The organism is Streptomyces poriferorum (assembly GCF_019399235.1).
Lineage (GTDB): Bacteria > Actinomycetota > Actinomycetes > Streptomycetales > Streptomycetaceae > Streptomyces > Streptomyces poriferorum.
In genome coordinates this window covers 24415-40388 of sequence record NZ_JAELVH010000020.1, presented here as the reverse complement: position 1 = coordinate 40388, position 15974 = coordinate 24415, and the positions used below count along the sequence as shown (strand labels likewise).

Here is a 15974-nt window from a genome sequence, read left to right as displayed (position 1 = left end):
CTGGCGACCGACTTCGGAATCAGCGTCGACGAGGAACCGCCTTCCCCCGGCCCCGCGGCACCGCACCGCGGCCCCGTCCGGCCCCCGGCCCCCGCCGGGCGGGGCCGCGGTGCGGTGCCGCGGGGCCGGGGGAAGGCGGTTCCTCGTCGACGCTGATTCCGAAGTCGGTCGCCAGCCCGGCCGGCCCGTCCGCGTATCCCTGGCCGACGGCGCGGAACTTCCACCCGCCGGCGCGCCGGTAGAGCTCACCGCTCACATAGGCGGTCTCCGCGCCGGCCTCCATGTCGAAGCGGGCCAACTCGGTACCGGACGCGGCATCGAACAGACGCAGATGCAGGCCGGGAACCTGCCCGAAGGTCCCACCGTCGGCCGAAGCGCACAGAGCGACCCGCTCGATGTCCGGTCCCAGACCGTTGAGATCGACATCGAGCGAGTCGGCCCCTGCCTGCTTGCCGAGGTGACGTACGGCCCCGGACGCGTGCCGCGGCCGGTTGCAGAAGACGAAGTCGTCGTCGGACCGGACCCGTCCGCTGCCGGTCAGCAGCAGCGCGGAAGCATCCACGTCCGGCACGCCGGGCCCCGGCGACCAGCCCAGGACGGCGCGCACGGTGGATGCCGTCACCGGCATGTTGGCGCCCCTGCTCAGTGTCGTCACGAGGACAGTCTGCCTGCCTTCCGGAGGACACGACCCCCGAGGTGCGACGAGCGTACGGCGAGGGTGCTCAGCGTGGCGTGACCGAACCGTCGTATACGTTGCCCGGCGTGACGACTTCGGTGACGGCCCGGGCGAGCAGCGTGGACGGTTCCTGGGACCCGCTGGTGATATCCGTGTTGATCATGATGACCAGGGTGGCCCGCTGCGAGGGCAGGTACACGGTCACGGTCTCGTACCCCGGCAGGGAACCGTTGTGCCCGATCCAGCCGCCGGTCTCGAAGATGCCGAGCCCGTAGCTCAGGCCCGGGATGCCCGTAGGAAGAGTCCTGAGCCGCTGCGCCTGCGTCGCGGGGCTCAGCAGCTCTCCGGTGGCGACGCCCCTGGCCCACCGGCGCAGGTCCTGCAGATCGGAGATCATCGCGCCGGCGGACCATGCCCAGCTGGGATTCCAGTCCGTGGAGTCCTCGGTCTCACCGCTCAACGTCTGGTCGGTGTAGCCGCGCGGGTGCGGATCCGGGAACCCGGGCCCCGTCGGGAACAGTGTGTGGTGCAGGTGGGACGGGCGGAGCACCCGGTCATGGATGACGTCCTCGATCCGGTGGCCGCTGACCTTCTCGATCACCAGGCCGAGCAGGACGAGGTTGGAGTTCGAGTACTGGAACTGCGCGCCGGGCTCGAAGTTGTTCCGGTGCTTCATGCCGTACGCGAGCAGTTGCCGCGGGGTGAAATGGCGCTGCGGGTTGCTGAGCAGGTCGTGTGTGAAGTCCGTGTCGGCGGTGTACGGGAACAGACCGCTGCGCATCTCCGCGAGATGTCGGAGCGTGATCCGGTGTCCGTTGCGCACCCCGGGGACGTACTTGGAGATCGGGTCGTCCAGCCGGATCCGATGGTCGTCGACGAGTTCGAGCAGAGCCGTGACGGTGAAGGTCTTGGTCTCGCTGCCGATCCGGATGTAGGAGTCTGCGGCCATCGGCTCGCGGGTGGTGGTGTCGGCGACGCCGGTCGCGCGGACGTAGCTCCCCTTGCCCGGCATCCACAGGCCGACGACGACACCGGGAATGCCGGCCTGCTCGCGGACGTCCTCGATGGCCTTGTCCAGCCGGGCGTTCACCTCGGGGCCGAGGCCACCGGGCGGGCAGTCGTCCTGGCCGTGCCGGTCCACGCCCACGGCGTGAACCGCCGGAGCCGATCCCACCGCCATCGGCGCCAGCAGGGTCGCCACGAGGGATGCGGCGGCGAACAGACGTCGAGCGGAGATACGTCGCATGTCAGGGTGCCTCGTCCAGGTCGGGGAGCGGACGGCAACATCACCATCCGGACCCCGGACGGAAGGCCGCGCCGGATACGCGCTCCGGTGATTCCACTCGTTCGGAGCCCACCGGATCACCGCAGCGGCCCTGACCCGCACCCGGACCCGGCAACACCCGCGCGCCGCCGCACAGTCGGCCGAAGGCCCGCGGGCCCAGGCCGCCTTCGCGCCGCGGGCTACGGCAGCCACGCCGCTTCCAGGTCGCTGAAGAGCGCGTCGGGGGAGGCGAGGGGCACGGTGCGCAGTGCCGTGTCCATCCAGGCGGGAACGACCTGTACGCCCATGATGCGCTCCAGCAGCGCGAAGGACTCGGAGCCCTGAGTGTCCAGCTGGAAGGGGATCCCGGCCGCCCAGGCGGGAATCTCGGGCGTGGGCTCCATCCAGGCGGCGTCACCCACGACGGAGGGGTCGAACATTCCGTCCACACGCCCGTCGCGTGCGTGCATGACCTGATGCTGGGCGAGGACGTTGTGATGGACGCTGAAGAACTCACCGCCGTCCGAAGAGGCGAGCCTGGCGATTTCCGGAATGCTGCCGTGGGACCCCCACTCGATGGCGACGACATGTTTCTCCACGGTGACGACCCGCAGGAGAGCGTGGTCCGCGTGGATGTGGTCCGCCTGCTCGTCGGCTGCCTCGGCGAACGTCATGGCTCGGGACGTGGCCGGGTCGCCGCCGAACGCCCGGATCACCTCCTCCTCGGTCTTCCCCCTGACCACGGAGAACGTGTACGTCTCCCAATCGGCCGCATCGGCCCACGCGTACCCGGCAACAAGGTCTTCCCACACCACGGCCTCCCCTGAGAACACCGGCGGCCGACGCGCTGACCGCTCCCGCCCGTGACGCCGCACTCCATCCAGCCCGCGACGCCGGACACCGTCCCCGGCCCCGGGCAGGGGACGGCTGCCCGGATGCCGCCCCCACCGGTGCCGGGCCCTTCAGTCCTGGCGCAGGCTCGTGACCAGATCACGGGGCAGGCCATGGGTGTCGTGGAGGTAGTGGAGGTCGTCCTCGGTGAGCCGGCCTCGGAACCGCGGCCGGGCGAGAACCTGCCGTCCGCGCTCCATCAGGAGTCCGAACCGGCGCTCCTCGTCGAGCAGCACCTGATGTACGTCGGCCGGCTGGAGGTCCTGCCGGAAGTGGTCCAGGGTGTGGCGGACCAGGTCGTCCGGCAGGTCGGCGAGACCGTACGAGGGATCCTGCCGCCACAGAGCGGTGAGGACCCTCCGTACCAGGCGGCGCACTACGTAGCCCCGCCCTGTGTTGGCCGGACGCACGCCGTCGCCCAGCACCACGACGGCCGAGCGCAGATGGTCGAAGACCAGGCGCAGCGACGGTTCGTCCAGATGCCACAGCGGCGGAACGAGGCGACGCCACGGCTCGAAGAGGTCGGACTCGAACACGGACGACTTGCCTTGGAGCAGGGCGGCCAGCCGCTCCAGGCCGAGCCCGGTGTCGACGTTCCGCTGGGGAAGAGGCACGAGCGATCCGTCGTCGAGCCGGCGGTGCCTCATCATCACGTGGTTCCACACCTCCACCCAACGGTCGTCCTGGGTGGGCGTCGACCGTGGCGGGCCGTCACCGTTCCACAGGAAGATCTCCGAGTCGGGACCGCATGGTCCGACGGCCCCGTTGGACCACCAGTTGTCCTCCACGGTGAGTTCGACGGGGACCCCGCGGTCCTGCCACAGCCGAAGCGACGGGGCGTCCTGTTCGCACTGGCTGTCGCCGGCGTAGACGGTGGCGTGCAGCAGACCGGGATCGATGCCCAGGGCCTCGGTGAGCAGTCCGTACCCCCAGCCGAGGCTGAGCGGACCTTCGTAGTCGCCGAGTGACCAGGTGCCGAGCATCTCGAAGACCGTCAGGTGAGTGGCGTCGCCGATCTCTTCCAGGTCCGTGGTGCGCAGACAGCGCTGTACGTTGACCAGCCGCCTGCCCAGCGGATGGGGGCGGCCTTCCAGGTAAGGGGTGAGCGGGTGCATGCCGGAGGTGGTGAACAGGACGGGGTCGCCGGGTGGGGGCAGCAGTGTCGAGCCGACGATCCGGTGATGACCGCGCTCTTCGAAGTACTCGACGAACGTGCTGACCAGCTTTTCCGTATGCATGGGATGGCTCCTTCGCGTCACAGCGGGGGAGGCACCGGAGAACGGGACCGTTCAGTCACCCGGCCGGGGCCAGAGGCTCCACGGCACTGCCGACGGACCGTTTCCGGTCGCCGGGGGGAGGGAAAGTCAGACGGCGGCAACCGGCGAGCTGGTCGCTCGCGCGGTCGCGGTGGTGTGAGAGCCGGTGACGTTCATGTGAACGACCATAGCGCGGCCCGCTCACCCGGTCATATGTATTTGCCGCCGCCGCCGCCCGCAGCGCAGGCCGCCCTGCGCGCCGTGGGGAGGGGCAGGGCGCGGCAAAGTACCTGGCCGGCGAGTTCGCTGTGACGGTAGTGTCCGGCTTCCGGCCCGACACAGCGGTGGGGCTCACGTACGGAGAGCGATGCGGATGACCGGGCGGCAACGACCCTTTGGCGCCCCACCGGACCCGTGGAACTGGACCTGGTGCGGGAGCTGAACTGGCGTGCCTGGCCGCCCCGGCTGCCCGAGCAACCGATCTTCTACCCGGTTCTCAACGAGGACTACGCGGTGAGGATCGCGCGCGACTGGAACGTGAAGCACGACGGCGTCGGCTTCGTCACCCGGTTCGAGGTCGAGTCGGAGTTCCTGAGCCGGTATCCCGTACAACAGGCCGGCGGGCGGACGATCCTCGAACTCTGGGTTCCGGCCGAGGAGCTCGACGACTTCAACGCCCACATCGTCGGCGAGATCCAGGTGGTCCAGGAGTTCCGCCGGCGCGACGAGTCCCTATGAGGGGGAGCGGCCAGGCCCTCGGCGCCGGTTCGGTGATCAACCGTCATGGGCGGTGCCCGCGGCCGGCCGGGCCGAGCCGTACGGGACCGCAGCCGACGGAGGTGCCGAAGACGCTTCACCGCGGTCCCCGGAGCCGAGGGGCCACGCCGTGATGTCGCGATAGTGGATCGGCCCACTGCTCCGCGCGGCGTTGCTGCCGACCAGATGCAGCCGTTCGGCGTCCCACGGGCGGCCGGTGAACCCGGCGAGCCCGGCCGCGATCTCCGCTGCCGAGGACTGGTCACCCCGGCGTGCGCGGGCCAGCGTCAGATGCGGTCGCAGGGGCCGGTCCGCCGGCACGGCTCCGCAGTCCCTGACCGCGGTACGTACGTCGGCGGCCAGCTCGTACAGCGCTTCCAGGTCTCCGTCGACTCCGGTCCATACGACCCGGCCGTCGAAGTCTCCGCCGCCCCGCAGCGCAAGGCGCGGTGAGGGATGCGCCGCCGCGATGCCGGCGAGTGGCGCACGCAGGAGCGGAACCGTGTCGACAGGCAGCTCTCCGAGGAACGCCAGGGTGATGTGCCAGTCCTCGACGCGATTCCACCGCATCCGTGGATGCGAGCCGTAGGCAGGCCGAAGTTTCCGGGCCAGTTCTTCCTTCGCGGGGTCGGGCGGGGCGAGGGCGATGAACACGCGGATGGTCGCGGGCTGCGTCTGCTCGTTCACGTTGGTTTCGGTCCGTATCCGGTCCGGGGGCCGGTCAGCCGCGCTCGCCGTCCGTAGCCGGGGGGAGGGCGCCGTCCGTGCCGTGACGGAGGCCGTTGACGAGCAGCGCGATCATGCGCTGCGTGTAGCCCTGGTCGTCCGGCGAGACGAGATCGCTGATGGCGCGCAGCAGGTCGTACGGGGGGATCTCCGCGCGGAGCTCGCCGGACGCGGCGGCACTCTCCAGGAGCTCTGTCACGACGGGGAGGAAGCGCTGCTGGAAGTAGGCGGGCAGGCTTTCGTAGGCGGGGTCGCCCGAGTGCAGAGCCGCCTTGAGGCCACGCTTGGCCGCGACGAACCGGGCGAAGCGTTGCAGCCACAGGGTGAGCGCTTCGACCGGCTCGTGCTGCTCCGCGAGGGCGGGGGCGGCCTCGGCACATGCGTCGACCTCGTGGCGGAACACGGCGGTGATGAGGTCGGAGCGCTGCGGGAAGTGACGGTAGAGCGTGCCCGCCCCCACACCGGCCCGGGCGGTGATGCGTCGCACGGGGGCGTCCACGCCGTCCGACGCGAAGATCTCGGCGGCTGCGGTCAGCAGGGCGTCCAGGTTGCGCTGGACGTCGGGCCGCACACGGCGGGCGACCGGCTCCTCGGTGGGGCGATCAGACATGGAAGGGGTTCCCTTTGCGCTCCGGAACGATGTTCCGTATTGTCATTGCTGAACGGTGTTCCGGTTTCATTCTATCCGGCCCCGCGACCGGGAGCCCATGGAGGGAGAGGACTCATGAAGTACCGCACGCCGGGCCGGACCGGCATCAAGGCCGGCCCCTACGCACCGGGTGCCATGATGTCCGGCGCCCGGGGCAACACCGACCACGACGACTGCCCCCGTATCGTCCACACAGCGCTGGACGCGGACGCGGGCATCGACTTCATCGACACCGCGGACGCCTGCGGACGCGGTGAGTCCGAGGAGATCCTCGCCGCGGCCCTGAAAGGCCGCCGGGACGATGTGGCCGAGGCTCAACGGGTCGCCGACCGGCGCGCCCTGCAGCGCTTCCGCGCCGAGCAGCCGCCGTACTCGAATCTCGACCGGATCGACGCCATCGTGGCCCCCGGGACCGGTGTCGGAGCCCTCGACGTGGCGTACAACCCGCCCGCCCTCACCGGGGCCACCTGCCGTCGCAGGCCCACGGCCACCCGCGACGCGGCCTGACCCGGCGCGGCGCGGAGCCTGCGAGACCAGGCTCCACAGACGCAACGCCGCTCACCCTCCTTCAGCCCCCGAATCCTTCTCCAGCCCTGAACCCTCCTTCCGTCCCGAATCCTTCCGCAGTCCCGAATTGAGTCCCGAAGTGGGTACCCCCATGTCCGAAACAACTCTGTCCGCCGGAAAGGTCGGCACCGGCCCCGACCCGAAGCGCTGGAAGGCGCTGATCTTCATAGCCCTGGCGCAGCTGATGGTCGTGCTCGACGCGACCATCGTGAACATCGCGCTGCCCTCCGCCCAGCAGGACCTGGGCATCTCGGACGGCAACCGGCAGTGGGTCATCACCGCCTACGCCCTGGCCTTCGGCGGTCTGCTGCTCTTCGGCGGCCGCATCGCCGACCTCTGGGGCCGTAAGCGGGCCTTCCTCGTCGGCCTGACCGGCTTCGCCACCGCCTCCGTGCTCGGCGGTGCTGCCCAGGGCGAGGCCATGATGCTCGGCGCGCGTGCGCTCCAAGGTGTCTTCGGCGCGCTGCTCGCGCCCGCGGCGCTCTCGCTGCTCGCGGTGACGTTCACCGAGGCCAGGGAGCGCGCCAAGGCGTTCGGCATCTACGGAGCGATCGCCGGTGGCGGCGGAGCCGTGGGCTTCATCCTCGGCGGCACCCTCACCGAGTACCTGAACTGGCGCTGGACCTTCTTCGTCAACGTTCCCTTCGCGATCGTCGCGGCCCTGGGCGCGTACTTCGTGATCCGTGAGCCGGCCGGTGGCCGCAACCGCTCGCCGCTCGACATCCCCGGCGTCGTCCTCTCCAGTCTCGGCCTGGTCTCCCTCGTCTACGGCTTCACGCGCGCCGAGTCCGCGGGCTGGTCCGACGCGCTGACGATCGGCATGTTCGTGGCCTCCGCGGTGCTGCTAGGCGCGTTCCTGGTCACCGAGGCCAGGGTCAAGGCGCCGCTGCTGCCGCTGCGCGTGCCGGCCGACCGCAACCGCGGCGGCGTCTACCTCTCGCTCGGCCTCGCCGTCATCGCGATGTTCGGCACCTTCCTGTTCCTCACCTACTACCTGCAGATCGTCCAGGGCTACTCGCCGGTCAGGACCGGGCTGGCGTTCCTGCCGATGGTCGCAGGCATGATCACGGGCTCCACCCAGATCGGCGCCCGGCTGATGACGAGGGTTCCCCCGCGACTCCTGATGGGCCCGGGCTTCCTGGTCGCCGCGACCGGGATGCTGTTCCTGACCCGGATGGACATCGGCAGCTCCTACGCCGGACTGGTACTGCCCGGGCTGCTGCTGCTCGGACTCGGCATGGGCACGGCGTTCATGCCCGCGATGTCGCTCGCCACCCACGGCGTCGAGCCGCGTGACGCCGGAGTCGCCTCCGCGATGGTCAACACCTCGCAGCAGGTGGGCGGCGCCATCGGCACCGCGCTCCTGAACACCATCGCTGCCTCGGCCACGACCGCGTACCTCGCCGCGCACGCGGCAGGTGCGACGACTCCGGCCGCACAGAAGCTGGTTCAGGCACAGGCCATGGTGCGCGGATACTCCAGCGCCACCTGGTGGGCGGTCGGGATCCTCGTTGTTGCCGCCGCCATCGCACTGACCATGATCAAGGCCGGTCACCAGGGCGGCCCCGCGGCCACCTCGCGTGCCACGGAGGGAGCGCAGGAGGAGACGAAGATCCCCGCGGCCGCGCACTGAACCCACTGGACACCCACCCGCAGTCGGAAGGGCACGGTCAGCACGCCGACCGCGCCCTTCCGGCGTCCCGGTCACCGCTGCCCACCTCAGGGTCCGGCCACCGGAAACCGGCTACGCGGGCGCCGGCGGCCTGAGGGCGGAGTAGATCCCCGCGCCTGCCGCCAGCAGCATGACGCAGCCCGTGAAGATCAGCCCGGCCTCGCGAAGGCCCAGCCACGTGGCCAGCGCACCGACACCGACCACCGGCACCGAGATTCCGGTGTACGCGACGACGAAGAACGCCGAAATGGTGCCGCCCCGGTGCGTCGCCGGAGCGGCGTCGCTGACCAGCGTGAGTGCCGCCCGAAAGGACAGCCCCTGGCCGGTACCCCCGCACAGGGCGCCGAGAACGAGCAGCGGCAGGGACTCCGCGAGCAGCGAGGACGCCACCAGCAGCAGGCCGACGACGAGAGCGCCGCACCCCAGCGGCAGCGCGAGGCGCGCGCCGATGCGCCCGCTCAGCGACTGCCCGACGGTCGAAGCCAGGAACACGGAGAACACGACGGCTCCGGTCACCGCCAGGTTGTCCACGCCCAGCGTCTGCGTGGCGAAGCTCGGCGCGACCGCGGTGAACAGCCCGAGCAGGGCGAAGCCGGCGAACGCCGCCACCGCGGCGCGCGCGAACACCCCTTTCACCTCCGGCGGAACCGCCACGCCCTGAGGCGCCGGACGCGGCCACCGCCGGGGATGCGCCACGGTCTCCGGCAGACGCCAGGTGATCCCGCACGCCACTGCCACCAGCCCCAGATGAACCCAGAACGGCAGCGTCAGGGGCCACGGCGTGTACTCGGCGAGGAAACCCGACAGCAGCGGCCCGCAACCCAGCCCGCCCATGTTCGCGGCCGTGGCAGCGAACCCGGCCCGCGCCTTCTGCCCCGGGCGGGCGAGCTCCAGGACCGCCGCGGTCGCCGCGCCGCTCAGCAGGCCGGCCGCGCCGCCGGACAACAGGCGGCCCGCGAAGAGCAGCGGCAGCCCGCTCTCCAGCAGGAAGCAGCCCGCGCTCGCCGCCGACAGCGCCATGGCGCACAGCAGCACGGGCCTGCGGCCGACCTTGTCGGAGTAGTTGCCCAGCAGCATCAGCACGGCGATCACCGCCAGGGCGTACGCGGCGAACACGACGGTCACCATCAGCTCGGAGAACCCGATCTTCTGCTGATAGAGCCCGTACAGGGGAGTGGGCAGCGTGGTCCCGGCCATCCCGATGGCGAAGACCACCGCCGCAGCCGGATAGCCGGGACGCCGGCCACTGCCCGTACTCACCGCACCCTCGCGAACGATCACCCGCGTCACCCTACGAGCGGCCACCCGTCCCGACCGTGCAGGGCGCGAGGCACGGCCGGGTCGATTCGCGGCCGCGGCCGGCCGCCGGCGGCCACGGGGGTGGCCGCAGCCGTCCGTACACGCTCAGCGGTCGGTCCCGAGAGCATGGAGCAGCATCGGCAGCGACGCGTGCAACTCACGCTCCCAGTACGCCCAGCGATGGGTTCCCGGCCCGTAGAAGTGGGTGACCACATGCCGTGCGCCGACGCGTTCGAGCTCGCCGGCCAGGGCGTGGTTCTGCCGGTTGAAGTCCGCCTCCAGGGCGTTCGTGCTGCCGGGCGGGTCCAGAGGGCCGGCGGTGCCGTCGCCGCAGGACAGGTAGACCGGGGTCGACCTGAGGCGCTTGGCCAGGTGGAACGGGTCGTGGTCCGCCCAGACATCGCGTTGCGCGACCGGGTCGCCCCAGACCCGCAGCGGGTCGTCGCCCTGACCTGCGAAGTACCCCATGATGCGGTTGACCGACTCGTCGTCGAGCAGCGGGTGGGCGGAGCCGGAGTACGAGGCGGCCGCCTTGAACATGCCGGGATGCCGGGCGGCGTACATCAGGGCGCCCTGGCCGCCCATCGACAGTCCCGCCACGACGCGGTTGCCGCTCGCCCCCCAGCCCTGTTCGAGCAGGCGGCGCAGTTCCTTGGTGTGGAAGGTCTCCCACGCCGGGTCACTGCCCTGGCCGTAGTTCCACCAGTCGCTGTACCAGCCGTTCCAGCCGGCCTCCGGCATGACCACGAGTACGTCGCGCAGGCTTTCGGTCTGCGCGACATCCGTCTTGCCGGTCCACGAGGTGTAGTCCCCGCAACAGCCGTGCAGCAGCCAGAGAGTCGGCCAGCGCCGGCTCCGGTCGCCCGGATCCCAGCCATCCGGCGTGAGCAGGCGCACGTTCACCGTCCGGCCTCCGAGTGCCGGTGAACGAACCGACAGGTCGACCTGCCGGTCGGCGACCTGGGTGACGGCGACGACCTCGGCACCCCGGGACGGGGCGGCCCCGCTGGGCTCCGCGGCGGCCGACACGGACGCGTTCGACATCAGCGTGAACAGCAGAGCCCCAACGATGAGCAGCAGGCGGGCTCTTCGGATCGGAACAGCGGTCATGGCGACTCCTGTCTGTGGACTGTGGACGGTCGCGAGCCGGGCTTCCCCGGCCGGACCTTCCGGGACCTTCCCGACCCGGACCCGGTCAGCTCCGGTCGGGCAGTATCAGCAGTGCGTCGCCGACGGGGCGTTCACCGGCCGCGTCGGACGGATCGTTGATCATGACTCCGTCGACCACCATCGTGGTCGACCCGCCGCCGTCGAGATTGACCGCGTCGCGCAGGCCGAGTGCCCGGGCGACGGCGGCGCTCTCGGGGATGCTCAGCCCGAGTGCGCCGGTGCTGCGCCCGTCGGCAGTGACCAGCACGGTCCGGCCCGCGGCGTCCACTCCGGCCAGCGTGCGCGGATTCCGCTTGTGCATCCAGCCGTAGTAGAAGCTCGGATTGGCGGACTGCACCATCCCGTCGGCGGTGGGCGTGACGTGCAGGCGCCCGTTCCGGACCAGTTCGGGGCCTCCGTTGAGGATGCTGGTCGTCGGTGACGGCGACACCCTGTGGCCGTCGCCGTCCCGCAACGTCCTCTCGACGCGCAGGGGCCGGCCGACCTGAGCGAGGGCGGTGAGCTCGGCGACGCGGGTGCCGGTCGCCTGAACGGAGCTGCCGCCGTCCGGTAGCAGCCCGCCGCGCGGCGAGCGCAGTTCCAGGACGCGGCCGCGGCTGTCCAGCACGGCCTCGATGCCCTCGCCACTCGGCGTACGGCGCCCGTAGTCGGGGGTGAATGCGACGAGCTCGTCGTGGTCGGAGCAGGTGACGTCGTGCAGGGGCAGCGAGGTCGGCGTGTCGTCCGCGGTGCCGCCGCAGTTCCGGATCAAGCCCGGAACACGGTCGACTCCGTCCAGGGACTGCGACGCCCGCCGGCCGACGACACGCCCCTCCCAGGTCAGCCGGGCCACCGCGCTGTGCCGGCCGTTGCCATGGATCACCAGGCCCGGCCGCCCATGGACCGGCTCGCTCAGGACCCGGCCGTCGTAGACACCGACACCGGCCGGATCACCCGGTGCACCCGCCTTCGGATCGAGTACGAAGAACCCGGCGTTGATGCCCGCGGTCGCACCGGCGGCGGCCGCCAGCTCACTGGTCTTCTCACGGTTCTCCAGATCGGGGCCGTACGAGGCATCGAGCCGGCCGCGGAACCGGCCCGGGTCGATGGTGAGCACGTCGATCCGCCACGGACCGCGGTCCGCCGTGTCGCCGTCCCAGCCGGTGTAGAGCGCGGATCCGGCGTAGCCGGCCTTTCTCAGCAGCGTGAGCTCGGCCGCCGCTGCGGACTGCGTGTCGAACCGTCCGACGCGGACCCGCCACCCGAGCGGTCCGCCGGCGTAGTCGGCGACGGCCGGAGTCGTGACCTGCTCGGCCCGGGCGTCGAAACCGTCCCCCTCGATGTCCGCGGTCAGTTCATCGGCACTGGCCCGGTCCTTGAGAGCCGTCGGCGGTGCGTCGGGATCCGGCGAGGTGGCACCGCCGGGTATCGACACCTCCACGGTCCACGTGAGCGCCGGAGCATCGGCGCCGCGCACGATCCGCGTGAGGGTGACCCCGGGCTGCAGCGTCCGCGTGCTGCGCGTCTCGGCCAGGCCGACGGCACCCAGTGGCAGGGCACGCGCCGGACCGGGACGCGGCTCGAAGGAAGCGGGCGCGGGCGATGCGCCCATCACGGCCAAGAGGACCAGGACCGTGGCCGTGCCGAGGACCTTGCTGTTCATGTACCCCCCTGGGAAAGATCCGCCCAGCAACGGTGCGTGGGGAGGCCGTCACCCGTCAAGGCGTGTGCACGTCAACTCTGATGGTCCATCGGCGCAACTCCACACGAACGCGCACCGAACCGGATCGACGACTCGTACCCGTTCCGGCCGAGCGGCGCATGTCGCTCGAAGGGCGTCAGGAACGGGGGCGCGGAGACCGGACCTGTGCCGCTGAAGGCCGACCGCCGCTACCCGCACCGTGATCGGGTCCCCTCGGCGACGGGCGGGTCCGGCTCTCAGGGTGACGAGTCAGGGGCAGCGGCCTGAAAGGAAGCCGGCCGGGGATCCGCCTGAAGCGGTCCGTCGGGGTGCCGCGGGCATCCGGCCTGTGCGAGGTGCTGGTCCGCAGGCGGCGCCGGAACGGCAAAGGCAAGGAGATCGCTCTCCTTGCCACTCCTAACGTATAGCGCACTGGGGGGCTTGCGGCAAGGCCCCGGTGGTGGCGCAGAATCGTCGGCCGAGGCCACAGCCTGCGGATATGGGAGCACGACGTGCGTGAGTTGTTGATGTGTGGGGGACGCGGTGACGTCGGAGAAGCGGTGGGCGCAGCGGCGCGGGTGCGGGTCTTCGGCGCCTCGGGGCGTGTGTGCACGCCGTCCGAGCCGTCGGACGGCGTGCAGCCGGTGACGACGACGTGGCTGGCAAAAGGTACGACGGATGGGGAGGCGCCTGTGATTCGATCGGCCGGTGCAGGGCAATGGGACACGACTGCCTCGGAGGTATCGCGATGAACGAGCAGTACGTGTGGGATCTGCGGGAGGCTGACGAGACGCAGGTAGCTGTCGTCGGGGGCAAGGGCGCGCATCTGGGCGGGCTGTCGCAGATCGAAGGTGTCCGGGTGTCGCCCGGTTTCTGTGTGACGACGGACGCCTTCAGGCGCGTCATGGCGGAGGTGCCGTCGATCGGCGATCGGCTCGACCAACTGTCGCGTCTGAACCCCGACGACCGGGAGACGATCCGCACGCTCAGTGCGCAGATCCGCCGGACCATCGAAGGGATCGCCATCCCCGGCGATCTCGCAGCGGCGATCACCGGCAGGCTCGCCCGGCTCGGCGACCGGGCCGCCTGCGCGGTCCGTTCCAGCGCGACGGCGGAGGACCTGCCGACGGCCTCGTTCGCCGGCCAGCAGGACACGTACCTGAACGTTCTTGGGCCGGCGGCGATCCTCCAGCACATCAGCAGGTGCTGGGCCTCGCTCTTCACCGAGCGGGCCGTGACCTACCGTCAGCGCAACGGCATCGACCACCGTACGGTCCACATGGCCGTGGTCGTACAGCAGATGGCCTTCCCGGAGGCGGCCGGCATCCTGTTCACCGCCGACCCCGTCACCGGCAACCGCAAGGTCGCCACCGTGGACGCCGGCTTCGGACTCGGTGAGGCACTGGTCTCCGGTCTGGTGAACCCTGACGTCTTCAAGGTGCGGGACGGCGAAGTCGTCGCCCGGACCATCGCCGCCAAGGAGCGTGCCGTGCTCGCCCTGCCGGACGGCGGCACGAAGGAAGTGGCGATCGGCGTGGAGCGCCAGGAGCAGCCGGCGCTCACGGACGCGCAGGTGGTGCGGCTCGTGGGCCTCGGGCGGCGGATCGAAGCACATTTCGGCCGCCCGCAGGACATCGAGTGGTGCCTCGTCGACGACGGCTTCCAGATCGTTCAGAGCCGGCCGATCACCACCCTGTTCCCCGTCCCCGAGACCGACGACGAGGACAACCACGTCTACGTCTCCGTGGGGCATCAGCAGATGATGACCGACCCCATGAAGCCGCTGGGGTTCTCCATGTGGCAGCGGACGGCCATGGTGGCGATGCACGAGGCAGGCGGAAGGCTGTTCGTCGACGTCACCGGGCGTCTGGCCTCGCCCGCGGGCCGCGCCGCCCTCCTGGAGGTCATGGGTAAAGGCGATCCACTGGTCAGGGACGCTCTGGAGACCGTCCTCGACCGTGACGACTTCGTTCCGTCGCTCCCGGACACGGCTCCCGGGAAGCCGCCGGCCGGAGGCGCGCCCGCCCCGATCGAGACCGATCCGGCCATCGTCACCGACCTGATCGAGGTGAGCCGGGCGTCCGTCGCCGCCCTGGAGCGCGATATCCGGACGAAGACCGGGCCGGCGCTGTTCGACTTCCTGCTGGAGGCCTTCGAGGAGCACAAACGAGTCCTCGGTGACCGGGTGAGCATGCAGGTGATCATGGCCGGTATGGAGGCCACATGGTGGCTCAACGACAGGCTCGAGGAGTGGCTGGGCGAGAAGAACGCGGCCGACACCCTCACACTGTCCGCTCCTGACAACGTCACGTCGGAGATGGGGCTGGCACTGCTCGATGTCGCGGACGTGATCCGCCCACGGCCGGAGGTGGTGGACTTCCTTCGGGGCGTCGAACACGTCCGCGACGACGCCTTCCTGGACGAACTGGCGAAAGTCACGGGCGGGCCCGAAGCACGCGAGGCCATTGAGGCCTACCTCGACCGGTACGGCATGCGCTGCGTCGGCGAGATCGACATCACGAGGCCCCGCTGGCGCGAACGCCCCACCACACTCGTGCCCGTGATCCTCGACAACGTCAGAAACTTCGGGCGGGGCGCCGCCGGGCGGCGTTTCGAGGAAGGGCGGCAGAGGGCGCAGAAGAAGGAACAAGAGGTGCTCTCACGCCTGCGAGTTCTGCCGGACGGGGATCAGAAGGCCGACGAGGCCAAGCGGATGATCGACCGGGTCAGGACGTTCATCGGGTACCGGGAGTACCCGAAGTACGGCATCGTCAGCCGTACCTTCGTCTACAAGCAGGCCCTGCTGCGAGAGGCCGAGCGTCTCGTCGAGGACAACGTGCTCCGGGACAAGGAGGACGTCTTCTACCTCACGTTCCAGGAGTTCCACGACGTCGTGCGCTCGAACCGGCTGGACGAGCGGCTGATCCAGCGCCGCAAGGACGCCTTAAGGTCGTACCACGCGCTCACACCGCCCCGGGTTCTCACCTCGGACGGTGAGGCGCTCACAGGGGCGTACCGGCGCGACGACGTGCCGGCCGGTGCTCTGACCGGTGTCCCCGTGTCCGCCGGGACGATCGAGGGAAGGGCCCGCGTGATCCTCGACATGTCGGAGGCCGACCTCGAGGCGGGCGACATTCTGGTCACGGCCTTCACGGACCCCAGCTGGTCGCCGCTGTTCGTCGGCATCGCGGGCCTGGTGACGGAGGTGGGCGGCGTGATGACGCATGGTGCGGTGATCGCGCGGGAGTACGGCTTGCCGGCTGTCGTGGGCGTGGAGCAGGCCACCCGGCTGATCCGGGACGGGCAGCGGATCCGTGTGCACGGAACGGACGGGTACGTCGAGATCCTGGCCTGACCGGTCCACGGGAGGTCCCACGCCGCACGCCGG

General features: G+C 70.8%; 12 protein-coding genes and 1 pseudogene. 4 read left to right on the top strand and 9 right to left on the bottom strand.

All coding sequences use genetic code 11. The features are described from left to right. Nucleotides 1-82 precede the first annotated feature (82 nt). The 4 genes and pseudogenes from JGS39_RS06085 to JGS39_RS06070 all read right to left on the bottom strand — a co-directional run. Nucleotides 83-628, bottom strand: a pseudogene (locus tag JGS39_RS06085) (TerD family protein); the annotation flags it as partial. Between the two features lie 94 nt (nucleotides 629-722). Further along, complete coding sequence (locus JGS39_RS06080; protein WP_219567687.1) at nucleotides 723-1922, bottom strand: serine hydrolase domain-containing protein; 1200 nt, start codon at nucleotides 1920-1922, stop codon at nucleotides 723-725. Between the two features lie 218 nt (nucleotides 1923-2140). Continuing rightward, entirely contained in the window at nucleotides 2141-2755 is a 615-nt protein-coding gene (locus tag JGS39_RS06075; protein WP_219567686.1) for a DUF6461 domain-containing protein, read from the bottom strand. Nucleotides 2756-2902: 147 nt separating this feature from the next. After that, the gene (locus JGS39_RS06070; protein ID WP_219567685.1) at nucleotides 2903-4069 is read right to left on the bottom strand and encodes an alanine--tRNA ligase-related protein; all 1167 of its coding nucleotides are present in this window, start codon (nucleotides 4067-4069) and stop codon (nucleotides 2903-2905) included. A 432-nt stretch (nucleotides 4070-4501) separates the two neighbouring features. Here JGS39_RS06070 and JGS39_RS06065 point away from each other — a divergent pair, with 432 nt between their 5' ends. Continuing rightward, a complete protein-coding gene (locus JGS39_RS06065) occupies nucleotides 4502-4825 on the top strand; it encodes a hypothetical protein (RefSeq protein ID WP_219567684.1) in 324 nt (107 codons plus the stop codon). 36 nt (nucleotides 4826-4861) lie between these two features. Here JGS39_RS06065 and thpR read toward each other — a convergent pair whose 3' ends face one another. Together thpR and JGS39_RS06055 are read right to left on the bottom strand one after the other, a co-directional pair. Continuing rightward, complete coding sequence (gene thpR / locus JGS39_RS06060) at nucleotides 4862-5530, bottom strand: RNA 2',3'-cyclic phosphodiesterase (RefSeq protein WP_219567683.1); 669 nt, start codon at nucleotides 5528-5530, stop codon at nucleotides 4862-4864. 34 nt (nucleotides 5531-5564) lie between these two features. After that, nucleotides 5565-6179, bottom strand: coding sequence for a TetR/AcrR family transcriptional regulator (locus JGS39_RS06055; RefSeq protein ID WP_219567682.1), 615 nt, complete (start codon nucleotides 6177-6179; stop codon nucleotides 5565-5567). A gap of 114 nt (nucleotides 6180-6293) precedes the next feature. Here JGS39_RS06055 and JGS39_RS06050 point away from each other — a divergent pair, with 114 nt between their 5' ends. Beyond that, the gene (locus JGS39_RS06050; RefSeq protein ID WP_219567681.1) at nucleotides 6294-6725 is read left to right on the top strand and encodes an aldo/keto reductase; all 432 of its coding nucleotides are present in this window, start codon (nucleotides 6294-6296) and stop codon (nucleotides 6723-6725) included. 151 nt (nucleotides 6726-6876) lie between these two features. Beyond that, entirely contained in the window at nucleotides 6877-8418 is a 1542-nt protein-coding gene (locus tag JGS39_RS06045; protein WP_219567680.1) for an MFS transporter, read from the top strand. 111 nt (nucleotides 8419-8529) lie between these two features. On the opposite strand, the gene JGS39_RS06040 is transcribed toward JGS39_RS06045, so the two are convergent. The 3 genes from JGS39_RS06040 to JGS39_RS06030 all read right to left on the bottom strand — a co-directional run bounded on the left by JGS39_RS06040 (nucleotide 8530) and on the right by JGS39_RS06030 (nucleotide 12568). Further along, nucleotides 8530-9735, bottom strand: coding sequence for an MFS transporter (locus tag JGS39_RS06040; RefSeq protein WP_371930683.1), 1206 nt, complete (start codon nucleotides 9733-9735; stop codon nucleotides 8530-8532). Between the two features lie 126 nt (nucleotides 9736-9861). Beyond that, entirely contained in the window at nucleotides 9862-10866 is a 1005-nt protein-coding gene (locus JGS39_RS06035; protein WP_219567679.1) for an alpha/beta hydrolase, read from the bottom strand. An 85-nt stretch (nucleotides 10867-10951) separates the two neighbouring features. After that, entirely contained in the window at nucleotides 10952-12568 is a 1617-nt protein-coding gene (locus JGS39_RS06030) for a phosphodiester glycosidase family protein (RefSeq protein ID WP_219567678.1), read from the bottom strand. Between the two features lie 766 nt (nucleotides 12569-13334). On the opposite strand from JGS39_RS06030, the gene rph reads away from it, so the two are divergent. After that, nucleotides 13335-15941, top strand: coding sequence for a rifamycin-inactivating phosphotransferase (gene rph, locus JGS39_RS06025; RefSeq protein ID WP_219567677.1), 2607 nt, complete (start codon nucleotides 13335-13337; stop codon nucleotides 15939-15941). Nucleotides 15942-15974 lie beyond the last annotated feature (33 nt).